Consider the following 21884-nt stretch of genomic DNA (forward strand, 5'->3'; position numbering starts at 1 on the left):
CCGCAGGACGATGACGTCGAACTGGCGCGGCGGCAGGCTGGACATCGCCTTGAACAAGCCGATGTCGCTGCGCAGCAGGGCGAGCTTCCTTCGGATCCCTCAGGGGCTTGCGATATGACGACCCGGCGCAGGATCGCCCAGGCACCTACGTCTTCGACGAGGTCCGGATCGAGCCCGTACGGGTCAGTGACACCGCGGACCGCTGGGCGGTCACCGCGGGAGCGGTGCTCGACCTGCGGTTCACCGCCGGCGGGCGCAGCCTCACCGGGCTGCTGCTGCGCACGGTCCCCGGTGCCCTGGCATCCCGGCCCGGCTGGACGGCGGTGATGGACCCTGCGGCCCGGCTGCTGCTGCGGGTGCGCACCCGGGGCACGGCCGGTGGCGGCCGGTACGAGTGGTACGGGGCACGCGACCTGCACCGCATCGTCGCCGCCGGCGTCGTCCTGGAGGGGCGGGACCTCGGACCGCTCACCGCGGTATGGCCGCGGGTGCGGTTCGGCTTCGACTCCGCGCCCCGAGCCTCGTACGCGTCATGACGACGGTGCGCACACCCCCGGTGAACCCGACACAGGAAGGGCGGTCTCCTGCCGCCCACCGGCGAGGGCCCGGTGTGCCGCCTGACAGCGGCCTTGCAGCCCGGCCTCGCCGTGCGGCCCGTCCGGGCCGGCGGGCGCGCCCGCCCGCCGGCAGTGGCCGTCCGCCGGCCCCTGCCGCCTGCCGGCCGTACTCGGCCTGCTGCCTACCGAACGGGCGGGCTGAGCGGTCAGCGTCCAGGTGTACAGGCCATTGGGAAGCAGTCCGCCGGTCGCGTCACGACCGTCCCACTCCGCCGCGATGGAGTACTCGGCCGGTCCGCCGCTGCGCGTGACCACAGCCTGCCCGTCGCCTTGTGCCGTATCTCCAGCTTCCAGGAGGCGGCCGGCTCCGACGGTGAAGCGTGGCAACGAAGTTGGGGGGTCCCGTGAGGCGTCGGTGGGTGGCAATAGAACATCAGACGCATGTCTTACACATCCCGACGAAGACTCCTCACCGCCTTCGCGGCCTCTGCCGCCGCTGCCCCGCTCACCGGCCTGGCCGCCACCCCGGCGCGCGCCTCCACAGCGGCAGACGTCCCGGCCTTCCCGGGGCCGGGAGGCCTGTCCTCGGCCCATTCGTGGGTGACCATGGCGCCGCTGGGCGTCTCGTACTTCACCCCGGTGACCCTCAGCACCCCACTCACCACCACTGTGCTCTCCGGCACCCCAGCCCGCACCGAGGTCACCTCCGGCGGCAAACGCGTCGCGCTGCTGACGCACGGCGCGCGTACCGTCGTACTGCCCGGCCCGCAGCGGACGTTCGCGGAGAACAAGCGGCCCTTCGTGGACGACTTCCAGCGGACACTGCCCGACCTCGCGCTGGACGCGGAGGACCGGGTGCACTGGGGCACCTCGCCGGGCGGTGGCAGGTGGGTCACGTCCGAAACCTTCAAGACCGATTTCTCCGTGGTGCCGGGCACCGGAATCATCGACCTCACGACCGCCGGGTACAGCCGATACGCCAGCCTGCTCGATGACGAGATCACCGATGTCGACGTGCGCTGCACGGCCAGGTCTGACAAGGTCCCGATGGGTCAGGCCTGTTCGTTCGCGCTGACCTTCGGATACGTCAGCACCCAGAACCACTACCGGGCGCGGCTGTCCTTCCTCACCTCCCGGGCGGTCGAGATGCGGTTGGAGAAGGAGACCAACAACGACGTAACCTCACTGGATACGGCGGTCACGCTGGCCACGGGTGTGCCGGCGGGGACCGACTGGACGATCAGGGTGCGGCGGGAGGGCGCCCGTATCCAGGCGAAGGCCTGGCAGTCCGCGTCGGCGGAACCGTCTTCGTGGGCCTTCGACGTCACCGACTCCACGCCCACCTTGGCCAAGGGCCGGGTGGGCCTGCGCGCCTTGGCCAACGAGGGCTGCACCAACCTGCCGGTCCGACTGTCCGTGAGCCGTTTCGAGGTGAGCGCCGCGAACTGGGCGGACCTGCCGACCGTTACCCATAACGACTGGGTGCGCCTCCTGCCCCAGCCGTACGACGGCACCTGGACGGCCGAGTTGGAGCAGACGATCCGCGGCTGGGCCGGATCCACCGACCCGGACGTCCTCGCGTACGCTGCGATGTTCCTCGGGGGTGTTCCGCCGGTCACGGCTGGCGCCGGACCGGCCCAGGGCAAGCAAGTGCTGGGTGAGGCCGGGTACGGCTATCTCGATGCGCAGGGCTACCGGCTCGAGGGCGCCGATTTCCACGAGTACATGAAGGTGGGCTGGACCTTTCCGGACGGTACGCACAAGGGGCCGTCCAGCAAGCAGGTCGGCAACCTCGACTGCTCGGGCTACACACGCATGGTCTACGGCTACCACCTGGGCGTTCCCCTGGCTGCCGATGAGGACACCTCGGGCACCCGGATCCCGCGCAGGTCGCGGCACCTCGCCGACTACGCGCCGGGCGTGGTCGTCGACCGCGCCACCGGCACCACCCCTCCCGCCGCGGCCCTGCTCCAGCCCGGCGACCTGGTGCTGTTCAACGCCGACTCCAGTGACGACGGGGTCAGCCCGACCGTCGACCACGTCGGCATCTACCTGGGTCTCGACGACGGCAAGCGCCGCTTCTTCTCCAGCCGCAAGACGGTCAACGGGCCCACCATGTCCGACCTCGGCGGCGCGTCCCTGCTCGACGGGCCGGGGACGTACGCCAAGACACTGCACACCGTGCGCCGTATCTGAGCCGGGTCAGGGGCCACTCGGCCGGATCGAGCCGGTCGCGGCGAGAAGCTCGGGCCCGTCAGCGGGCACACGCTGCGCTGCCTGTCCTGCGGCCACTTCGCGGTGCTCGTCGCCCCGGGAAACGGCGGTGTGCGGCCGGTCGCATGCCTGCTGTGCGGCAAGGCGTACGACGACGTAGCGGATGTGGTGGACGCCTACGGCGTGGGCAGCTTTTTGCGAAGCGATCACCGAAGGCGGCGAGCCGCCCGCCTACGAGTGCGCGGAGTGCTCCACGGGGCAGGCAAGCGTCGTGCCGACCCAGACGGCCGACGATCCGGACGGGGAGGTCCTGCTGTGCCTGACGGGCGGGCACCCACTCGACTTCGCTCTGCCCGACATGTGCAGTTGGATATTCGGTGGGCGAAGTTCTGACAGGTGTGAGCACCTGACCCGGCAGGTCGCTGTGCAAGCCGAACAGCGCGCGGGGAAAACCGCTGGTCGGCGCCTGCCCGCGATGTTGGAATGAGGCATGCGAGTCGATGCTTCGACGGTCGTGGACCGGGGCCGTTACGCGGACGTGGTGACTCCGTGGGAACAGGAGTCGTGGCGTGCGGCGGCCCTCGACTGGGTGGCCGCCCGGCTCGCCGCGCACGGCCTGAGCGCGGACGGTGCCCCGCAGGTGCGGCTGCGGCCGTGGTCGGTGCTGGTCCGGGTGCCCGTCGCGGGCCGGCCGGCCGTCTGGTTCAAGGCGAATCCGCCGGCCAGTTCCTTCGAGGGGCCGCTGACCGCCGCCCTGGCCCGCTGGGTGCCGGAGCATGTGCTGCACCCGCTGGCCGTCGACGCCGCGCGCGGCTGGACGCTGTTCCCCGACGGAGGCGACCTGTTCCGGACCGTGCTCGGCCGGGAACCGGTCGAGCCGCGGGAATGGGAGGCCCTGCTGCACCAGTACGCGAGCATGCAGTGCGAACTGGTCGCGCGCGGGGACGAGATCGAGCGGCTGGGTGTGCCCGCCGCCCGCACCCGGGACCTGCCCGCGGTGTTCGACGAACTGCTCGCAGGGAACACCGCGCTCGGCCCGGACGGGCGCGCCCGGCTGGAGGGGCTGCGGCCCCGGCTCGCCGAGTGGTGTGCCGAACTGGCCTCCCCAGGCGTCCCGGACACCCTCGACCACGCCGACCTGCACGACGGCCAGCTGTTCCGGCGGGCGGCGGGCCGGTTCACCTTCTTCGACTGGGGCGACGCGGCCGTCTCCCACCCGTTCAGCAGCCTGCGGGTCACGGTGGAACGGGCCTGCGAGCGCTACGGACCGGGGGTGCTCCCCCGCCTGCTCGACGCCTATCTGGAGCCCTGGACCGGCAACGGCCGTACGGCGGCGGAGCTGCGCCGCGCGGCGGAGCCGGCCTGGCGGCTGAGCGTCCTGAGCCGGGCCGCCGCCTGGGGCCGGATGTTCCCCGGCGCCGGCGCCGAGCCGGGCGCGGCGCAGACGGCCCGGTGGCTGCTGGAACTCCTGGCCGAGCCGCCGTTCCGGGCCGGCTGAGCGCGCCATCGCGCCCATGGCCTCAAGCGGGACAGGCCGCCGGGTTCCCCCTCCCCGCCACGGGCGGGCGGCGTGCCGCCGCGGTCAGGCCGTCGGGGCGTTCGCCCCGGTGGCGCGCATCCGGTCCCTGCGGGCGAGGTTGTAGATCCGCAGGAGATGCTTCGCCACCGCACAGGGCGCCGCGTCGGCGTGGCACTGGCGGCACGTCTGCATGTGCTGCTCGTAGGTGAAGCGCGCGTTCTCGAACGCGTCGATGACAGAAGACATGGACTTCTCCGGGCCGGGCGCGTCCTGGGACCGCGCCGAGTTGACTGACTGGTACACCCGGAACAAGGTGATCATGTTACTGGCGGTACTGGGAAACTCGTACTGTGACGCCGTCGACCCGGGAGCCGGCCCCGCGCGCCGAGACCCCCGGCGGCTCCGGTGCGCGTGGACGGCACCGTGGAGGGCGGTACGGCGTGGCTGGAGCATCCCGACTGCCACGGCCAGGGCACGGACGCGTTCTGGCCCGACCCGCACGCCTACGCCGCGGCCGTGCGCACCCTGCACGCGGCCGGCGTCCGCACCGCCACGCACGCCATCGGGGACGCCGCCGTCCGGCACGTCCTGGACACCGTGGCCTCCCTGGGTCCGGGCGCGCACGGCGCGCACCGGATCGAGCACATCGAGACGGCGCCCGGCGAACTCCTCCCATGCTTCGACGAGTTGGGGGTCGCAGCCTCGATGCAGCCGCCGCACACCGGCTACACCCGCGACGACGGCACCGACGAGTGGTCGCGCCGGCTGGGCGAAGACCGGGCCGCCCGCGCCTGGCGGCTGCGGGATCTCCGGGAGGCCGGGGCCACGGTGACCCTCGGCTCGGACTGGCCCATCGCGCACTACGACGTGCGGGCCGTACTGGCGACGGCCCGCAGGCCCAGGGGCGCCGCCGCGCACCGGCCGGGGCTCACGCCGTTGCAGGCGCTGGAGGGCTGCACCAGTCATGCGGCGGCCGCCGCCGGGAGACCGCCGTGGCCGGCCGGATCGCACCCGGCCGGCGTGCCGACCTGACCGTGCTGTCCGTGGATCCGGTGCACGCGTCCACCGACGAACTCACCGATGCGCCGGTGGTGTTGACGGTGACGGGCGGACACGTCACGCACCGGGGGCCGTCGAATCCGGGACGGTAGGATGGTCACACGGCATCGCGTGCCGGTCACCGACCGGGTGAGGCATGGAGGTGCCCGTGAGATTGCCCTCGGAGGCATTCCACTCATGTCAGTCGAGCTGAACCACACCATCGTCCACGCCCGGGACAACCGGGAGTCCGCCGCGTTCCTGGCGGACATCCTGGGGCTGGAGGTCGGCCCCGAGTGGGGCCCGTTCGTCCCCGTCGCCACGAGCAACGGGGTGACCCTGGACTTCGCCACGATCCCGGCGGAGTCGATCGTCATGCAGCACTACGCCTTCCTCGTCTCCGACGAGGAGTTCGACGCTTCCTTCGCCCGCATCCGGCAGGCCGGGATCACCTACTACGCCGATCCGCACGGGAAGCAGCCGGGCGAGATCAACCACCATCACGGCGGCCGCGGCCTGTACTTCATGGATCCGGCCGGACACGGCATGGAGATCATCACCCGGCCCTACGGCAGCCACGAGCAGCCGGCGGAGTCCTGAGACAGGGGCGGGCCGGCGGCCACTCCCGGCCCCCGGCCCGCCCCGGCGGCCGCGCCCGTCCGCGACCGGGCACACTGTGCGGGTGAACGACTTCCCCCTGGTCGACCAGGAACCCGCCCCGGAGTGGTACGGCCGCCTGCACGTGCAGACCGGCGACCTCTCCCCCGCCGGCCGGCTCACCGGGCTTGGGCAGGGCGCGTTCGGCACGGTCGCGGCCATCGCCGCGCCGGGGTTCCCCGCCTACGCACGCGTCCTGCACCCCGCCGCGCTCGACGAGCGGCCGGTACGCTGGTCGACGGTGGCCGCCGCGCACGGAACGCGGGTGACGCCGGTCGTGCGCTGGCACGAGGTCATCGGAACGGACCGGGACTTCGTCAACCGCTCCGACCAAGGCCTGCCCGGCGTGTGGGACGAGCATCCGGAGGAAGGGCCGACCCCGCCGGACGTCGCGCGGGCGCTGCTGCCCGTCCTGGCCCGGCACACCGGGACGCCCGACCGGTGCTGGTTCGGGCTCTGGTGCGGGTACGGCCGCTGGGACTTCGGCCGGTTCCCCACCTTCGAGACCCCGGGACGGGACGAGGTCCTGCTGGCCGGCCGGCTGCGGGACGCGGTCTCGCCGGTGTCCCTGGACGACTTCGCCCAACTGCCCGACCTGTGGTGGCCGCAGGACCTCGCCTGGTGTCTGGGCGGGGACGTGGACCTGGTCAGCACCTACGTCGGCGGTTCACCGGAGCTGATCGCCGACCTCCTGTCCGCGCCGGACCTGGAGGCACATCCCGTCACCCCGGACGACCACGTCGGCTGAACCACGGCTACGGCCCGGCGGGAGCCGTCGGTGCCGCTGCGCAGGCCGCTGCCGGAGTATCCGGTCCGGTCCGAGTCCGGTCGAGGGGCTGCTCGCCCGGGGGCTAGTGCTGTGACCGGCAACGTTCACCGGTTCTGCCATGGATGAACGGAAGTTAGGCAGGGCGGAGTCGATGTCTGGGCTACTGCGCTGAGGGAGCGCGCTGTGCGGTCAGCACGGGCTGGTAGTACCCGCTGGAGGCCGGACTGTGCCAGGCGATTTTGGTGAAGCCGGCTTCAGTCACGAACTCTGTCAGCTGCGGGGGCGTCAGCGCCCAGTGGGTGGTCCGGCGGACTCGGACCTGCCAGGTGTTCTTTGCGGGGATGAGCTGGAAGTGCTCCAGGTCGTAGCGTTCGCCGTCTTCGTGCCAGTGCCACAGCTGGAAGGTGATCGCTTGGCCGTCGCGTGTTTGCGAGACCTGGGGAGGTGTCGACGTGGGTCTGGTCCGGCTCACCTCGTCGTAGGCCCGGACGGTGATCACCAGCAGTCCGTCGTCTCGGAGTACCCGTCTCATGCCGAGGAGTGCCGTCCGGAGATCTTCCCCGGAGAGTAGGTGCGTGAGCGAGTTGTCCGCGCAGAGGACGACGTCGAATGACGTCTCTCTGAAAGGAAGTCGGCGCATGTCAGCCGCAGCGGTCGGAAGCCGGCTGCCACGGGCCGCCGCCTCGGTGGCTGCGCGCGCGGCGGCGACGGGGCTCAGGTCGCTGCCGACGACCTGGTGCCCGGCCAGGGCCAGCCCGATGGCCTGGGTGCCGATCCCGCACGAGCAGTCCAGGACGGTGTGTGGTCCAGCGCCGAGGGATTGACAGACGAGCCCGCCCAATACCTCGGCCTGGTAGGCCATGCTTGCGTCCCAGTCCCGGAACATCAGGTGGTAGTCGTGGGCCAAATCGTCGTAGAAATCCCGCACGGAGGGCTCGGACATGTATCCCACCGTAGTGCGTGGTCGCCGGGGAGTGCGGGCAGTTTTAAGGCAGCGGCTGGCTGACTTCGGCCGCCCCAGCGGATGCCCTTCTCGCTGCGGATACGGGAGCGTTCGCGGCGTTGGGCGGCCAGTACGGCGGGGTGGCGGGCGTTCGCGTTGCGCCAACGAAGGTAGGCGTGGAGGGCTCGGGTCTGCGCGGTGTGGTTGCGGTGGTTGGAGTCGGCGACGGTGAACTGCCGCAGCGGTCCGAAGTGGGCCTCGATCGGGTTGGTCCAGGACGCGTAGGTCGGGGTGAAGCACAGCTCGACCCGGTTCTTCTTTGCCCAGCGCCGGATGGTCTCGCCCTTGTGGGCGGACAGATTGTCCAAGATGACATAGATCGGGGCGCCGTCCGGGCGGGCCGCCCGGATCGACCTCAGCGCGGTCAGGGTGTTCGCGGCCCCTTTCTTGCGGCCGGTTGACGCCCCAGAGCGTGTCGTCGCCGACCGAGTAGCAACCGTGAAAGTAGCGCACCCCGTGAGTACGGTGATAGGTCGCGGGATGCCGCTCGGGCCGACCCTGTTCGGCCCAGCACGACCCGGCGGTGGGCCTGATGCCGAGCGGGCCGAACTCGTCGAACGCGAAAATGCGGTCCGGGAAGTGCTCCAGCACGTGCTCGATCCGGTCGAGCTTGGCGTCGCGCTCGGGGTCGGGGGATTCCTTCCAGGTCTTGGTGCGGCTGGAAGGTGATCCCGCGGCGGGCGAGCAGGCACCGTAACGCCTCGCGGCCGATCCGGATCACCCGGTCGTGTACGCGGCGCAGGTAGGGGGCGAGTTTGCGGATGGACCAGCGGGTGAAGGGCTGCCCGAGCTTGGTCGGTCGGGTGGTGGCCGTCTGGACGACGAAGTCCTCGTCGTCAGGACTGAGAAGGCGGGGACGGCCTCCCGCCCACCGAGGGTCCAAGCAGACCAGACCGATCTCGTTGAACCGGTGGATCACGTCCCGGACCGTGTCCTCGTCGGCCTGCACCAACTTCGCGATCACCGGCACTCGGTTCCCGCCAGCCGAGGCCAGCAACATAACCGCGCGCCGGTAACGCACCGAACTGGTGCTGCCCCGGCGCACGATGTGCTGCAGCTTCTGCCCCTCCTGGTCAGTCAACCTGCGCACTCGGACAGCCTCAGCCACCACACCCCCGGCGGTCAGATCGGACGTCACCGCCCATCCAACCGCTCGGATGCCCAACCCGGCGAACCTACGTGGTCAGAGCACTAGACGAGGGGGCTACTCGCCGGGGGCGACGAGGCGGGCCGCGATCCGGGCCGCCTCCTCGATCAGCTTCTCGTCCACCGGAGCGTCCTGTGCCGGCCTGGTGGACAGGACGGTCAGCACGACGGGGGTCCCCCGGGTCGTCCAGGCCACACCGATGTCGTTGGCCGTCGCGTACGAACCCGTACCGGTCTTGTCCGCCACGACCCAGCCCCGCGGCAGCCCGGCCCGGAACCGCGCCTTGCTGGTCGTGTTGCCCTTCAGCCAGCCGACGAACCGCTCCCGGTCGGCGGGCCCCAGGGCCCGGCCCAGCGCCACGCACTCCAGGCTCGCGGCGACGGCCCCCGGAGTCGTCGTGTCGCGCGGATCACCGGGGACCGCGGTGTTCAGCTCCGGCTCCCACCGGTCGAGCCGGCTCACCTCGTCGCCGAGCGAGCGGTAGAAGCGGGTGAGACCGGCCGGACCGCCGATCTCACGGAGCAGCAGGTTGCCGGCCGCGTTGTCGCTGTACTGGATCGCCGCCGCGCACAACTCGGCCACGGTCATGCCGGTCTCCAGGTTCTCCTCCGTGCGCGGCGAGTTGGGCAGGATGTCGTGCGGCGGGTAGTGGACCACCCGTTCCATCGGCGCACAGCCGGCGTGGTCGCGCAGGACCGCCGCCGCGGCGAACGCCTTGAACGTCGAGCACATCGCGAACCGCTCGCCCGCCCGGTGGGTCACGGTCCGCCCGGTACGGACGTTGCGCGCGAACACACCGAGCCGGGCGCCGTAGCGCCGCTCCAGTTCGGCCAGCTCCGCCTGCCCGGCACGCGGTCCGGCGGCCGGAGCCGAGGCCGCGGCGGGCGTGGAGAGGGCGGTCGCCGTCACCGCGGCGCCGGTGAGCGCGAGGCCGGCCTTGATCAGACCGCGGCGCGGCAGCTGGGTGGGGCGGTCGGGGCTGGTCATGGGCGAAGTCCTCCCGGATCGTCCGTCGTCTGCGTCGATCTTCGACGGCCACAGCGAAACAGCCGGATCCCCTTCATGTCCAAGAGGAAACTTTGAAGATCCCATGCCTTATTGATATGAGTGCAGGGTGGATCTGCTGGCACACCTAGAGGCGTACGTGGCGACGGCCGACGAAGGGAGCTTCTCCCGGGCGGCCGACCGGCTCGGCATCGCCCAGCCGCTGCTCAGCCGCCGTATCAAGACGCTGGAGGAACACTTCGGCGGCTCGCTGTTCGACCGTTCCCGGCGCCGGATCACGACCACCGAGCTGGGCGTCACGCTGCTCCCGTACGCACGGGACGTGCTCGACCGGGCCCAGCGGCTGCGCCAGGTCGCCGGCTCGGCCCGCCGGTCCCGGGTGCGCGCCGTCGGAGTGCCCGCCGACTGCGCCCCGGCCACGCTGGCCCGGGCCATCCGGGCCGGGGGCGAGCGCGGGATCACGCTCGGCATGCGAGAACTAACGCCCCTGGAGCGGGAGTCCGGGCTGGCCGACGGTTCGCTCGGGTACGCGCTGCTGCGGACGGCGCCGGAACAGGCCGCGTATCAAGCACCGTTGGGTCTGGCGTCCGCACCGGAGCCGGACGCCTCGGCGAGCGGGCTCACGCGGCGTACGGTCCACCTCGAAGAGCTCCGGCCGCGCCGCGGCAGCACCGCCCGGCCCTCCGCCCCGCCTCCCCTGCTGCTTCTGACGGAGGATCAAGTGCCGTACTTCGAGGACAGGATGGCGCGGGCCGCCGCTCGTGCGGGGCTGCCCGAGGGGCGCATCCGGCCGGCCGGCCCGGCGGCCACCGCGCTCGCGGAGACCCTGGCCGGGCGAGCCCTGCTGGTGTGTGCCGAACCGTTCGCCCGGCAGCACGGGGCGCACTGGACGCCCCTCGCCGAGCGTGCGCTGCACCGGGGGTACGACGTGAGCGGCGCGCCGGGCCGGACCGACGCGGAAGACGTGCCGGACTGGCTGGCGGCGCCGCTCGCGTCGGCCGTGGGCGCCGTACCCCGCCGGAACGGCGGGCCGGAGCCCGGGGCCGGGGGCGAGGACGCATCCGCGCGGCTGGCGGCACGCGGATGAGCGCGGCGGAGCACCACCCGGTCCACGCCGAGCACGGCCCGGTCCCCGCGGAGCACCGTCCGGTCTGCACCGGTGACCACGGTGCCCTCCTGGACGTCGCCGAGGCCATAGCCGGGGACTGGGCGGCTCTCGGCGTCCGCGGCTCCTTCCTGGCCCGCAACCTCGACACCGGCGAACAACTGGGCTTCGACGTGGACGAGTCGACACCGCTGGCCTCGGTGGCGAAGGTGCCCCTCGCCCTGGTCGTGCTGGACCGGGTCGCGGCCGGGGAACTCGACCCGGCGCACCCGGTGACGGTGGACCCGGGCAGCAGCAGCGTCGGTCCCACCGGGCTCGCCGCCTTCCGGCACCCGGCCACCGTGGCCGTCGGCGACCTGCTGCTGATGATGCTGTCGGTGAGCGACAACGCCGCCGCGGACGCGCTGTTCGGCCTGGTGCCGCCGGCGGAGGCCGACGCGCGGCTGCGTGCGTGGGGGTGCGACGGGGTCCGGGTGCGGCACCGGATGAACCACCTGTACGAGTGCGCGGCCGGTGCCGCCGGCAACGACTTCTCCCTCGCGCTGGAACTGGCCCTCCGGGACGAGCGGACGGGCCGGCACACCATCGAGACCCTCGATCCGGCGCACGCCAACGCCGGCTCCGCGGCGTCGCTCGTGGATCTGCTGCGGCGCGTGTGGCGCGACGAGATCGCCAGTCCTCCGGCGACGGCGGAGCTGCGCCGGCTGATGGGGCTGCAGGTCTTCACCCATCGGCTGGCGAGCGAACTGCGCGCGGACACCCTGCGGTGGAGCGGGAAGACCGGTACGTTCCTGCATCTGCGGCACGAGATAGGCGTGGTCGAGGCGGACTCCGGGGACCGGGTGGCGATGGCCGCGCTGACCCGGTCGGCGCGTCGGGCGGGTCTCGCCCCGGACATCGACCTCGCGATCGGCGTGGCGGGGCGGGAGGCCTTCGAGGCGTTGCGCTGCCGCTGACGACGTGCGTGCGGGCCGCCGCGCCGGCGGGCAGGGCCGGCGGCACCGGGACACCGCCGTCCCGCGGACGGAGCGGGGCCCGCCGGACGTCAGTCGGCGGGGCGGAACCGGAGGGCCGACCAGGTGTCGTCGATGGCGATCTGCCGCACGGGCCGCACACCCCGCTCGGAGAGCGCGGCGGCCAGGGTGTCGCGGTTCAGGTCCGTTCCGAGCTTCCCGCCCTTCGGGTAGGCCACCCAGGCGAGGCCGTCGCGCCGGGCGGCGGCGAGCGCGGCCTGCGCGTCGGCCCCGAGAAGGTCACCGGAGGCGGTCACGAAGGCGACCACCGCGTCGGCCGTGGCGGGGTCACCCGTGGTCTCGGCCTCCAGCTGGACGTCGTCGGGCTTGCCCAGGACGACGACGCTCTGACCGGGCTTGATCTGCAGCTTGCTGATGACGGACATCCCCCTGATCCTGCCACCCGCGACGCGGTTCCGGCCACCGGTCGGGTCACGTCGGTTCCGCCCCGCGCCGGTCCGCGCCCGCGCCTCTCGGGGGCGCTTCGCCGGGCAACGGTCAGGCCGGGAGACCCGGGTCCGGTCCGGCGTCAACCGCGCGCGGGAGCGCACCCGGCGCGGGCCCCGGTCTCGTTCGGCGGTCGTCAGGGCAGCAGGCGTTGTTCCTTCGCGACCGCCACCGCGCCCGCCCGGCTGTCGACGCCGAGTTTGTCGTAGATGCGGCGCAGATGCGTTTTGACCGTGGCCTCGCTGATGTACAGGGCCCGGGCGATGGCGTGGTTCGACAGGCCCCGGGAGAGGTGCGTGAGGATGTCCCGTTCGCGTGGTGTCAGGGCGGGGCGCGGGTTGCGCAGCCGGGACATGACCAGGTCGGCGACCGGCGGGGAGAGCGCCGGGCGGCCCTGGGCGGCGGCGTGGATCGCCGTGAAGAGGTCCTCGGCGCGTTCGGCCTTCAGCAGATAGCCGGTGGCGCCCGCCTCGATCGCGCGGGTGACGTCGGCGTCGGTGTCGTACGTGGTCAGGACCAGCACGTGCGGGGCGGGCGGCGCGGCGCGCAGCCGGCGGGTGGTCTCGACGCCGTCGATGCCCTCGCCCAGTTGCAGATCCATCAGGACGACGTCCGGGGCGGTTCTGCGGGCCAGGGCGAGAGCCTCCTCGCCGCTGCCGGCCTCGCCGACGACCTCGATGTCCGGCGCGCTGTGCAGGAGCGCCAGGAGTCCGGCGCGTACGACGGCGTGGTCGTCGCAGACGAGGATCCGCACCGGTGCGGGCGCGGCCGTCTCGGGGTTGTGGGTCATCTCGGCTCCAGCGGGATGGCCGCCGACAGGGCCGTGCCCTGGCCCGGCGCCGACTCGATGGTGAGGGTGCCGCCCAGCTGGCGCAGACGGGCACGGATGGCGGGCAGGCCGTGACCGCGCGACTCGGCGGCGGGCCGTGGGACGTCGGTCGCGGGACCGGTGGCCGTGGGGGCGGTCCGGGTGTGGGGGTCGAAGCCGCGGCCGTCGTCCGTGACGTCGAGCACGATCTGGTCGTCCAGGCAGGTCAGGGTGAGGGTCGCGGTGGTGGCCACCGCGTGTTCGCGGACGTTGGCCAGGGCGCCCTGGGCGATGCGCAGCAGGGCCGACTCGACGGGGGCGGGCAGCGGTTCGGGCGGGCTGCCCTCGGTGTGCACCCGGACGGTCAGCGAGGACGTCGTCTCCCGCTCGGCGACGGCCCGCAGCGCCCGCAGCAGGCCCCCGCCCTCGGCCAGGTCCGCCGGGGTCAGGTCGTGGACGAAGCGGCGGGCCTCGGCGAGGCTGCGCTCGGCGATCGCCGCCGCCGTACGGACGTGGTCCCGGGCCGTGCCGGGCGCGGTGTCCCACAGGCGGTCGGCCGCCTGGAGGAGCATGCGCTGGCTGGACAGCCCCTGGACGAGGGTGTCGTGGATCTCCCGGGCGAGCCGCTCGCGTTCGGCGAGGGTGCCCTCGCGGCGCTCGGTGGCGGCGAGGTCGCGCCGGGTGCGGACCAGGTCGTCGATCAGGGCGTCCCTGCGGGCCGCCTGGCGCTGCATCACGATGAACACGGTGGTGGCCACGGCGGCCACCGCCGGCGGCGCCAGCAGCACGTTGGGGTCCGGCCAGCCGGCCAGGCTGAGCTGCGCGGCCACCGCGAGCGCCGTCAGCAGCGCGACCAGCGGGATCGCGGCGCGTGGCGGGAGCGTGCGCAGCCCGGTGTAGAAGAGCGGGACCGCGCACCAGGCGAAGCTCGGGGCCAGGACGACGAGCAGGGCCCACGCCGCCACGACCAGGCCGAGCCAGGTCAGCCGGCGCGGGGTGGGACGGGTGCCGAGGGCGGGGCCGAGGACGTAGAGCACGGCGAGCAGCACGGACAGGGCGATCACCCAGGGGGTGTGCGGTCCGTCGGCGTGCCGGGCCAGATAGCGGGCGACGGACGCGGACAGCAGCACGAAGAACGCCGTGTGCATGACGACGGTGAGGGCGCGCGTGTCGTCGCGCTCGGGTTCCGGCATCGTCGGCACCTCCCTCGGCTCCGCGCTGAACTGGGCAAACACCCTCCATTCTTCCCTGGCCGGGCGGGCACGGGGTCATCCGATCGGATGACCCCGGGGACGCCCGGTCCGGCGACGGGACAGGGCCTCCGCAGGGCCCAGGATCGGTTCCGGGAGCGATTGCGCCCCCGCCCCGGCTCTCCTGGAAGGTTCCTCAGCATGCCCAGCCGCAAGAAGCCCTCTGCCCGTACCCGCGTCCTCGTCGGCGGTGCCGCCCTCGCCGTCGTCGGTGCCGGTGTCGTCGGCACCGTCGCCGCCAACGCCGCCGACTCCACCGACGCCACGCCCGCCGCCGCCCCCGTGGCGGCCCGGAGCGGCGAGCTGACCCAGAGCACCCACCTCACCCTGGACGCCGCCACGAAGGCCGCGCGCGCCGCGGTGGACGCCGCCGAGAAGGACGGCCGCCATGTGTCGGTGGCCGTCGTCGACCGCAACGGCAACACCCTGGTCATCCTGCGCGGTGACGGGGCGGGCCCGCAGTCGTACGAGTCCGCGGAGCGCAAGGCGTTCACCGCGGTCTCCTGGAACGCGCCCACCTCGGAGCTGGCCGCACGGCTGGCGCAGGCGCCGAACCTGAAGGACATCCCGGGCACGCTGTTCCTGGCCGGCGGCACGCCGGTGACCGCTAAGGGCGCTCCGGTCGCGGGCATCGGCGTGGCGGGCGCTCCGTCGGGCGAGCTGGACGAGCGGTACGCGCAGGCGGGCGCGGCGGTGCTCGGCCACTGACGCGGACGGCCGGCCGGTCACCGCCCTGACCGCGGACGGCCGACCGGTCACATCCGGAACGCAGAACGTCCGGGTCCGCCCTGCGAGGGCGGACCCGGACGTTCTGTTCAGCGGGTCGGATCAGGCCGGAGCGGTCCGCGGGCCGAGCGGCCTCGGCCCGTTGGACCGGTCAGGCGACCGGTCGTGCGACGGTCACGCGATGTCGAACCGGTCCGCGTCCATGACCTTGTGCCACGCGGCGACGAAGTCCTTGACGAACTTCTCCTTCGCGTCGTCGCTCGCGTAGACCTCGGCGAGCGCGCGCAGCTCGGAGTTGGAGCCGAAGACCAGGTCGGCACGGCTGCCGGCCCACTTCACCTCGCCCGTGCTCGCGTCGCGGCCCTCGAAGGTGGTCTGGTCCTCCGAGGTGGACTTCCACGTCGTGCCCAGGTCGAGCAGGTTGACGAAGAAGTCGTTGGTGAGGACGCCGGGCGTCTTGGTGAACACGCCGAGCTGCGACTGCTGGTGGTTGGCGCCGAGGACGCGCAGGCCGCCGACCAGGACGGTCGTCTCCGGAGCGGTCAGGCCCAGCAGGTTCGCCCGGTCGAGGAGCAGGAACTCGGCCGGCAGGCGGTTGCCCTTGCCGAGGTAGTTGCGGAAGCCGTCCGCGGTCGGCTCCAGCGCCTCGAAGGACTCGGCGTCGGTGTGCTCCTCGGTCGCGTCCACACGGCCCGGGGTGAACGGCACCCGGACCTCGAAGCCGCCTTCCTTGGCCGCCTTCTCCACCCCGGCGACGCCGCCGAGGACGATGAGGTCGGCCAGGGAGACCTTCTTGGCGCCGGAGGAGGCGTTGAAGTCCTGCTGGACGCCCTCGAGGACGCGCAGCACCTGGGCCAGCTCGTCGGGGTCGTTGACCTCCCAGCCGCGCTGCGGGGCCAGGCGGATGCGGGCGCCGTTGGCACCGCCGCGCTTGTCGCTGCCGCGGAAGGTGGACGCGGACGCCCAGGCGGTGGTGACCAGCTGGGACACGCTCAGGCCCGAGTCGAGCAGCTTGGTCTTCAGGGTCGCGATGTCGCCGTCGTCGATCAGCTCACCCTCGCGCTCCGGCAGCGGGTCCTGCCACAGCAGCGTCTCCTGCGGGACCTCCGGGCCGAGGTAGAGCGACTTCGGGCCCATGTCGCGGTGGGTCAGCTTGTACCAGGCGCGGGCGAAGGCGTCCGCGAAGTCGTCCGGGTTCTCGTAGAACCGGCGGGAGATCGGCTCGTAGATCGGGTCGAAGCGCAGCGACAGGTCAGTGGTGAGCATCATCGGGCGGTGCTTCTTCGCCGGGTCGTGCGCGTCGGGGACGATCTCCGGGGCGTCCTTCGCCACCCACTGGTGGGCGCCGGCCGGGCTCTGGGTGAGCTCGTACTCGTACTCGAAGAGGTTCTTGAAGAACCCGTTGCTCCACCGGGTCGGCGTGGTGGTCCAGGTGACCTCCAGGCCGGAGGTGATGGCGTCCCCGCCCTTGCCGGTGCCGTAGGTGCTCCGCCAGCCCAGGCCCTGCTCCTCCATCGAGGCGGCCTCGGGGTCGGCGCCGACGTGGTCCGCCGGGCCGGCACCGTGGGTCTTGCCGAAGGTGTGGCCACCGGCGATCAGGGCGACGGTCTCCTCGTCGTTCATCGCCATGCGGCCGAACGTCTCGCGGATGTCGCGGGCGGCGGCGACCGGGTCCGGGTTGCCGTTCGGGCCCTCGGGGTTGACGTAGATGAGGCCCATCTGGACGGCGCCGAGCGGGTTCTCCAGCTCGCGGTCGCCGGTGTAGCGCTTGTCGTCCAGCCAGGTGGTCTCGGGGCCCCAGTAGACGTCCTCCTCCGACTCCCAGACGTCCTCGCGGCCGCCGCCGAAGCCGAAGGTCTTGAAGCCCATCGTCTCCAGGGCGACGTTGCCGGTGAGGATCAGGAGGTCGGCCCAGGAGATGCTCTGGCCGTACTTCTTCTTGACCGGCCACAGCAGACGGCGGGCCTTGTCGAGGTTGCCGTTGTCCGGCCAGCTGTTGAGCGGGGCGAAGCGCTGCTGGCCGGCGCCGGCGCCGCCGCGGCCGTCGCTGATGCGGTAGGTGCCCGCGCTGTGCCACGCCATACGGACCATGAGGGGGCCGTAGTTGCCGAAGTCGGCCGGCCACCAGTCCTGCGAGGTGGTGAGCACCTCGGCGATGTCCCGCTTCACGGCGGCGAGGTCCAGGGCCTTGAACGCCTCGGCGTAGTCGAACTCTCCGTCGAGCGGGTTCGTCTCGGCCGCGTTCTTGGAAAGGATCTTCAGGTTGAGCCGCTCCGGCCACCACTGGCGGTTGCCGCCACCCTGGGTCGGGTGCAGGGCCCGGTCATGCGCGACGGGGCAGCCGCCGCTCCCCTCCTCCGACTTCGAGTCTGTGACGATCGCGTCGTGGTTCTCAGTCATGGCAATCCTTCCGAACTGTGCGGAACTCGGTGCTCAGGAACTGCGGCCGGTGGAACAGTCGGGGCAGGTGCCCCAGTAGACGACCTCGGCCTCGTCGATGGCGAAGCCGTGGTCGTCGGCGGCGGTCAGGCAGGGCGCGTCGCCGACGGCGCAGTCGACGTCGGCGACGGCGCCGCACGACCGGCACACGATGTGGTGGTGGTTGTCGCCCACGCGCCCCTCGAACCGGGCCGGGTGGCCGGCCGGCTCGATACGGCGCACGAGCCCCGCGGCCGTCAGGGCGTGAAGGGCCTCGTAGACGGCTTGCAGGGAGATGTGGCCTACGCGATCGCGGACTCCGGAGGCGATCGCCTCGACGCCGAGGTGGTCGCCGTCCCGGACGGTCTCCAGCAGCGCGACGCGAGCCGCCGTCACGCGCAGGCCGGCACCGCGGAGCTCTTCGGCGGTGGTCGGTGTCGGGGAGGCGGTCATGAGGCCGAACCTACCCTCATAAACACGAAGGGTTCAAGAAAACGAACGATGCAATTCTGGCCACGTGCCGACGCCCGCCGTCCACCTCGGCGCCGGCTCCCCGCCCCCTCGTCAGCGGGTCCGCGCGTGGCCGGTACGGGCGGCGAGGTAGCGGCGGGCCAGGGCGTGGAAGGCCTCCTTCGGCTCCCAGTGCCAGTCGGAGGCGGGGTCGTCCGGGCGGTCCTTGACGGTCCGGGTGAGGGAGTAGCTCGCCATGTCGAGGTCGTGGCGCGGGTCGTCCGGGCGGTACGGGGCGTCGGCGGTCACGAACTCGAAGGCCATCGCCGCGTACAGGTCCACCGAGGAGAAGGCGTCGAGGAGCTGGGTGAGGTAGGCCGCCTGGGTCCGCTCGCTGCGGACCAGGTCGCCCTTGATCTCCTCGGGCTTCTTGTCGTGGTCGACGACGTCCCAGCCCATGCCGCCGGCCTGGGGCGCCCCGACGTAGGCACAGGTGCCGAACTCGGTGATGGCCAGCGGTTTGCCCCAGCGCAGACAGCGGCTCAGCTCCTTCACGTAGTCGGCCTTGTGCGGGAAGTACGAGTAGTAGTCGATGCCCACGATGTCGAAGAGGCGCCAGTCGACCTGGTCGTCCTGCGCGGCGGCGTAGGCGAGCCGGCCGTGGTAGACGGACCGGCCGACCGCTGCGGCCTTCGCCGTGAAGCGGTCCAGCCGGCGCTGCATCGCGTCGTGGTCCACCTTGCCGTCGAGCAGGTTCCGGATGCGTTCGAGGACATCGGCGCCGGGCACGATCCCGGGCACGAACAGCCAGAACTCACAGCCCACGCTGAAATCCACGGCCGCACCGTGCCGGCGCAGCCGCTCCGCGAACCGGCCGGTCTCGGCGATGTGCTCCAGGATGTCCCGCTCCGGGGCGTCGCCGAGGGTGGGCTGGAGCCAGACGCGCAGCCCGTGCTCGGCCGCCTCGGCGGCGGTGGCGGTGAGCCGCTCCACGCCGTCACCCGTCACGTCGACGGTGTCGGCGTGCAGCTCGTCCCGGATGGCGCGGATGTCCCCCCGCATCCGCGCCGCGCTGAACGCCGTACCCGGCGTCTCCCCCTCGCCCACGGTGTACACCACCCCGTGGTGACGCGGCCCGCCTCGCGCGCCGCGCCCCTGTCCGGAGCCGGCCCGTTCGACGCGCCCCTGCGCGGCCCCGCCCTGCCCGGAGCCGCCCTGCACCGCGCCGGCCCGGCCCGCCGGCAGCACGGTCGCGGCACCCGCGGCGGCCAGGCCGGCCAGGAACTGCGCACGCTTGATCCCGTTGGTCTTCTGCATGCGATCACCCTGCCGGGGCGGCCCGCCCGGCGGCGTCGGCCGACGGTCTACGGAGTGGGGCCGAAGGGCGGGAGTCCGGCGCCGAAAGGCGGGGGCCCCGGGCCGAAAGCAGCAGTGCGTACCTCTCCCCCGAACCATCACATAAGGCACATGAAGCACCCAGGGTGAGAAACTCGGACTCCCACACCGAGGGGCCGTCGAGAGGGACGCTGGTGGACCTGGACGCCGTCGCCGACGAGCTGTACGCGCTGCGGCCGGAGGACTTCGTGGCAGCCCGTGACCGCCGCGCCCTGGACGCCCGCGAGGCCGGTGATCAGGCCCTCGCCAAGGAGATCGGCGCGCTGCGGCGGCCGAACCTGGCCGCCTGGGTCAGCAATCTGCTCGTCCGCCGGCAGCCGGAGGAGGTGCGGCCGCTGCTCGGTCTCGGTGAGGAGCTGCGCCGCGCGCACCGCGAACTGGACGGGGCGCAGCTGCGCAAGCTGGCCCGGCGGCAGAACGAGGTGATCGGCGCGCTCGGCCGGCAGGCACGGAAGCTGGCGGGGCAGGCCGGGCATCCGGTGGGTGAGGGTGTCCAGCGGGAGGTGGAGGAGACCCTGCACGCCGTGCTCGCCGATCCTCGGGCGGCGCGGGAGTGGGCGGCGGGCCGGCTGGTGAAGCCGCTCAGCTCGACGGCCGGGTTCCCGGCGGCCGACGAGGCCGTGCTCGGCAGCCGCCCCGCTCCCCCCGCGGCCGAGCCGCGGACACCCGCCCGGGGCAAGGGCCGCGCGCAGGGCGCGGAGCGCCGTCGGCACCTCACCGAGGCCCGGGAGGAGGCCGACGCGGAGCGCCGGCGGCATCTCGCAGCGGCCCGGGAGGAGGCCCGCGAGGCCGAGCGGGAGCTGCGTGCCCGTGAGACGGAGGCCGCCGACGCGGCGCGGGCGGCGGACGAGGCCGGTGCCCGGCTGACCGAGGCGGAGGAACTGGTCGCTGAGCTGCGGGAGCGGCTGCGGCACGCGGAGGAGGGGCAGCGGCGGGCGCGGGCCGGTGAGCGGGACGCGCGGGAACGGGCGCGGCAGGCCGGCCGCGCGGCGCAGGAGGCCCGGCGCCGGGCCGGAACGGCCGCCGCGCGGCTGGAACGTCCGGCCACGGGCTAGCGTCGGAACACGGGACGGGAGACGACGAGTCATGGCGAGACCGATCTGGACCGGTGTCCTGACCTTCGGGCTGGTCACCCTGCCCGTGGCGCTGTACACCGCCACCGAGGACCACACGGTCCACTTCCACCAGCTGCAGCGCGGCACCTCGGACCGGATCCGCAACAAGCGGGTCAACGAGCGCACCGGCAAGGAAGTCGCCGCCGACAGGATCGTCAAGGGCTACGAGCTGGAGGAGGGCGAGTACGTCGTCGTGGAGCCGGAGGAGCTGGAGGAGATCTCGCCGGGGCGGTCGAAGGTGATCGACCTGGCCGGCTTCGTCGACCTCCGCCAGGTCGAGCCCGTCTACTTCGGCCGCACGTACTATGTCGGGCCGCGCGGCACGGAGTACGGGAAGGTGTACGAGGTGATGCGGGCGGCCCTCGACCGCTCGGAGAAGGCCGGGATCGCCACCCTCACCCTGCGCGGCAAGGAGTATCTGACCGCGCTGCGCGCACAGCCGGACGTCCTCGTCCTGCACACCCTGCACTGGGCCGACGAGGTGCGCGACCCCGGCGACGTGGTCCCCGAACTGCCGGAGCGGCGCGCGAAGCCCGACGGCAAGGAGCTGCGGACGGCGGAGCGGCTGATCGACGCCCTCACCATCGGCTGGGACCCGCGCGACTACCACGACACCTATGAGGAGCGCGTCAAGCGGCTCGTCGCGGCCAGGCGCGAGGGCGAGGAGGTCGTCGGCGAACCCGAGCCGCCGGAGTCGACCAGTGTCATCGACCTCATGGAGGTGCTCAGCCGCAGCGTCGAACAGAGCCGGTCGCGGGGCCGCGAGGGTGGTGGCGGGAAGCAGGGCGGAGGGAAGCGAGGCCGCGGCGGCAAGCAGGACACCGGCCGGAAGGAGGCCTCCCGCCGGAAGGCCGCCCCCCGGAAGACGGCGCCTCGCCGTGGGCGGTCCGAGGACCTCGCCTCCCTGTCGAAGGCGGAACTGTACGAACGGGCGACCGCCGCCGGCGTACCGGGCCGGTCGAAGATGACCCGGGACCAGCTGATCGAGGCCCTGGGCCGGCAGGGTGCCGCGGCCTGACCGGGGCCGTCCCGGCGGGGTCCCGATGGGTGCCCTGCCCCCAGCAGTCCGGCACCCGACCGGACCCGGACCCGGACCCGGTTCCGGTTTCTCCGTGCGCCGGCCGTCGAAGCGGAGCGCGTGACCTTCCCCTCTCGGGGCCGAGCCCTACGGGGTCACCGAAGAGAACCGACCGCGCGCTCGGGGCCGCGCGGGCACACGCCGGTGTGTCCTCCCGGCGCCGTGAACGG

The 21884-nt window shown here is 73.0% G+C and carries 19 protein-coding genes and 2 pseudogenes; 11 read left to right on the forward strand and 10 right to left on the reverse strand.

Annotated elements, in window-relative coordinates:
• Nucleotides 1-107: 107 nt before the first annotated feature.
• From FHS34_RS33940 to FHS34_RS33950, 3 genes are all read left to right on the forward strand, one after another.
• Nucleotides 108-536 (forward strand): hypothetical protein, encoded by a 429-nt coding sequence (locus tag FHS34_RS33940; protein WP_184972708.1) that lies wholly within the window; start codon nucleotides 108-110, stop codon nucleotides 534-536.
• 462 nt (nucleotides 537-998) lie between these two features.
• A complete protein-coding gene (locus FHS34_RS33945) occupies nucleotides 999-2753 on the forward strand; it encodes an NlpC/P60 family protein (protein ID WP_184972710.1) in 1755 nt (584 codons plus the stop codon).
• 508 nt (nucleotides 2754-3261) lie between these two features.
• On the forward strand, nucleotides 3262-4269 hold the full coding sequence (locus FHS34_RS33950) for a phosphotransferase (protein ID WP_184972712.1): 1008 nt from the start codon (nucleotides 3262-3264) through the stop codon (nucleotides 4267-4269).
• An 84-nt stretch (nucleotides 4270-4353) separates the two neighbouring features.
• Here the strand turns inward: FHS34_RS33950 and FHS34_RS33955 are convergent, their stop codons facing one another.
• A complete protein-coding gene (locus tag FHS34_RS33955; RefSeq protein ID WP_225817374.1) occupies nucleotides 4354-4611 on the reverse strand; it encodes a hypothetical protein in 258 nt (85 codons plus the stop codon).
• Between the two features lie 90 nt (nucleotides 4612-4701).
• Between FHS34_RS33955 and FHS34_RS33960 the strand changes: the two are divergent.
• From FHS34_RS33960 to FHS34_RS33970, 3 genes and pseudogenes are all read left to right on the forward strand, one after another.
• A pseudogene (locus FHS34_RS33960) lies at nucleotides 4702-5441 on the forward strand (amidohydrolase family protein); the annotation flags it as partial.
• Nucleotides 5442-5526: 85 nt separating this feature from the next.
• Nucleotides 5527-5928: a VOC family protein gene (locus FHS34_RS33965; RefSeq protein ID WP_184972714.1), complete on the forward strand. Its 402-nt coding sequence runs from the start codon at nucleotides 5527-5529 to the stop codon at nucleotides 5926-5928.
• Nucleotides 5929-6010: 82 nt separating this feature from the next.
• A complete protein-coding gene (locus FHS34_RS33970) occupies nucleotides 6011-6733 on the forward strand; it encodes a hypothetical protein (protein ID WP_225817375.1) in 723 nt (240 codons plus the stop codon).
• 181 nt (nucleotides 6734-6914) lie between these two features.
• On the opposite strand, the gene FHS34_RS33975 is transcribed toward FHS34_RS33970, so the two are convergent.
• From FHS34_RS33975 to bla, 3 genes and pseudogenes are all read right to left on the reverse strand, one after another.
• Nucleotides 6915-7697, reverse strand: a complete 783-nt coding sequence (locus FHS34_RS33975; protein WP_184972718.1) for a class I SAM-dependent methyltransferase — start codon at nucleotides 7695-7697, stop codon at nucleotides 6915-6917.
• A gap of 47 nt (nucleotides 7698-7744) precedes the next feature.
• Nucleotides 7745-8865, reverse strand: a pseudogene (locus FHS34_RS33980) (IS630 family transposase); the annotation flags it as partial.
• Between the two features lie 96 nt (nucleotides 8866-8961).
• Nucleotides 8962-9891 (reverse strand): class A beta-lactamase, encoded by a 930-nt coding sequence (gene bla, locus FHS34_RS33985; RefSeq protein ID WP_184972720.1) that lies wholly within the window; start codon nucleotides 9889-9891, stop codon nucleotides 8962-8964.
• Between the two features lie 127 nt (nucleotides 9892-10018).
• Between bla and FHS34_RS33990 the strand changes: the two genes are divergently transcribed.
• Nucleotides 10019-10996, forward strand: coding sequence for a LysR family transcriptional regulator (locus tag FHS34_RS33990; RefSeq protein ID WP_184972722.1), 978 nt, complete (start codon nucleotides 10019-10021; stop codon nucleotides 10994-10996).
• Nucleotides 10993-11970: a serine hydrolase gene (locus tag FHS34_RS33995; protein ID WP_184972724.1), complete on the forward strand. Its 978-nt coding sequence runs from the start codon at nucleotides 10993-10995 to the stop codon at nucleotides 11968-11970. The genes FHS34_RS33990 and FHS34_RS33995 overlap by 4 nt, the downstream gene beginning before the upstream one ends.
• A gap of 89 nt (nucleotides 11971-12059) precedes the next feature.
• Here FHS34_RS33995 and FHS34_RS34000 read toward each other — a convergent pair whose 3' ends face one another.
• The 3 genes from FHS34_RS34000 to FHS34_RS34010 form a co-directional block, all read right to left on the reverse strand.
• A complete protein-coding gene (locus tag FHS34_RS34000) occupies nucleotides 12060-12413 on the reverse strand; it encodes a hypothetical protein (RefSeq protein ID WP_184972726.1) in 354 nt (117 codons plus the stop codon).
• Between the two features lie 197 nt (nucleotides 12414-12610).
• Nucleotides 12611-13264 (reverse strand): response regulator, encoded by a 654-nt coding sequence (locus FHS34_RS34005; RefSeq protein WP_184972728.1) that lies wholly within the window; start codon nucleotides 13262-13264, stop codon nucleotides 12611-12613.
• The gene (locus tag FHS34_RS34010; RefSeq protein WP_184972730.1) at nucleotides 13261-14475 is read right to left on the reverse strand and encodes a sensor histidine kinase; all 1215 of its coding nucleotides are present in this window, start codon (nucleotides 14473-14475) and stop codon (nucleotides 13261-13263) included. Before FHS34_RS34010 ends, FHS34_RS34005 begins: the two co-directional genes overlap by 4 nt.
• Before the next feature lie 198 nt (nucleotides 14476-14673).
• Here FHS34_RS34010 and FHS34_RS34015 point away from each other — a divergent pair, with 198 nt between their 5' ends.
• Nucleotides 14674-15240 carry a GlcG/HbpS family heme-binding protein gene (locus tag FHS34_RS34015; protein ID WP_184972732.1) on the forward strand — a complete coding sequence of 189 codons (567 nt, stop codon included), beginning with the start codon at nucleotides 14674-14676 and terminating at the stop codon, nucleotides 15238-15240.
• 192 nt (nucleotides 15241-15432) lie between these two features.
• Here the strand turns inward: FHS34_RS34015 and katG are convergent, their stop codons facing one another.
• The 3 genes from katG to FHS34_RS34030 form a co-directional block, all read right to left on the reverse strand.
• Entirely contained in the window at nucleotides 15433-17658 is a 2226-nt protein-coding gene (katG, locus tag FHS34_RS34020; protein WP_184972734.1) for a catalase/peroxidase HPI, read from the reverse strand.
• A gap of 33 nt (nucleotides 17659-17691) precedes the next feature.
• Nucleotides 17692-18129 (reverse strand): Fur family transcriptional regulator, encoded by a 438-nt coding sequence (locus FHS34_RS34025; protein ID WP_184972735.1) that lies wholly within the window; start codon nucleotides 18127-18129, stop codon nucleotides 17692-17694.
• A gap of 111 nt (nucleotides 18130-18240) precedes the next feature.
• Nucleotides 18241-19443, reverse strand: coding sequence for a glycoside hydrolase family 113 protein (locus FHS34_RS34030; protein ID WP_184972737.1), 1203 nt, complete (start codon nucleotides 19441-19443; stop codon nucleotides 18241-18243).
• A gap of 164 nt (nucleotides 19444-19607) precedes the next feature.
• Between FHS34_RS34030 and FHS34_RS34035 the strand changes: the two genes are divergently transcribed.
• Together FHS34_RS34035 and ku are read left to right on the forward strand one after the other, a co-directional pair.
• A complete protein-coding gene (locus FHS34_RS34035; protein WP_225817376.1) occupies nucleotides 19608-20576 on the forward strand; it encodes a hypothetical protein in 969 nt (322 codons plus the stop codon).
• A 31-nt stretch (nucleotides 20577-20607) separates the two neighbouring features.
• On the forward strand, nucleotides 20608-21654 hold the full coding sequence (ku, locus tag FHS34_RS34040; RefSeq protein WP_184972739.1) for a non-homologous end joining protein Ku: 1047 nt from the start codon (nucleotides 20608-20610) through the stop codon (nucleotides 21652-21654).
• Nucleotides 21655-21884: the final 230 nt, after the last annotated feature.

The sequence above is a fragment of the Streptomyces echinatus genome (assembly GCF_014203595.1).
Taxonomy (GTDB): Bacteria; Actinomycetota; Actinomycetes; order Streptomycetales; family Streptomycetaceae; genus Streptomyces; species Streptomyces echinatus.

Coding starts and splice junctions, on each gene's coding strand:
- FHS34_RS34030 (WP_184972737.1), bottom strand. CDS start 19,443: ATGCAGAAGACCAACGGGATCAAGCGTGCGCAGTTCCTGGCCGGCCTG.
- FHS34_RS33975 (WP_184972718.1), bottom strand. CDS start 7,697: ATGTCCGAGCCCTCCGTGCGGGATTTCTACGACGATTTGGCCCACGAC.
- FHS34_RS33955 (WP_225817374.1), bottom strand. CDS start 4,611: ATGATCACCTTGTTCCGGGTGTACCAGTCAGTCAACTCGGCGCGGTCC.
- FHS34_RS34010 (WP_184972730.1), bottom strand. CDS start 14,475: ATGCCGGAACCCGAGCGCGACGACACGCGCGCCCTCACCGTCGTCATG.
- FHS34_RS34000 (WP_184972726.1), bottom strand. CDS start 12,413: ATGTCCGTCATCAGCAAGCTGCAGATCAAGCCCGGTCAGAGCGTCGTC.
- FHS34_RS33995 (WP_184972724.1), top strand. CDS start 10,993: ATGAGCGCGGCGGAGCACCACCCGGTCCACGCCGAGCACGGCCCGGTC.
- FHS34_RS34025 (WP_184972735.1), bottom strand. CDS start 18,129: ATGACCGCCTCCCCGACACCGACCACCGCCGAAGAGCTCCGCGGTGCC.
- ku (WP_184972739.1), top strand. CDS start 20,608: ATGGCGAGACCGATCTGGACCGGTGTCCTGACCTTCGGGCTGGTCACC.
- katG (WP_184972734.1), bottom strand. CDS start 17,658: ATGACTGAGAACCACGACGCGATCGTCACAGACTCGAAGTCGGAGGAG.
- FHS34_RS33945 (WP_184972710.1), top strand. CDS start 999: ATGTCTTACACATCCCGACGAAGACTCCTCACCGCCTTCGCGGCCTCT.
- FHS34_RS33950 (WP_184972712.1), top strand. CDS start 3,262: ATGCGAGTCGATGCTTCGACGGTCGTGGACCGGGGCCGTTACGCGGAC.
- FHS34_RS34005 (WP_184972728.1), bottom strand. CDS start 13,264: ATGACCCACAACCCCGAGACGGCCGCGCCCGCACCGGTGCGGATCCTC.
- bla (WP_184972720.1), bottom strand. CDS start 9,891: ATGACCAGCCCCGACCGCCCCACCCAGCTGCCGCGCCGCGGTCTGATC.
- FHS34_RS33965 (WP_184972714.1), top strand. CDS start 5,527: ATGTCAGTCGAGCTGAACCACACCATCGTCCACGCCCGGGACAACCGG.
- FHS34_RS34015 (WP_184972732.1), top strand. CDS start 14,674: ATGCCCAGCCGCAAGAAGCCCTCTGCCCGTACCCGCGTCCTCGTCGGC.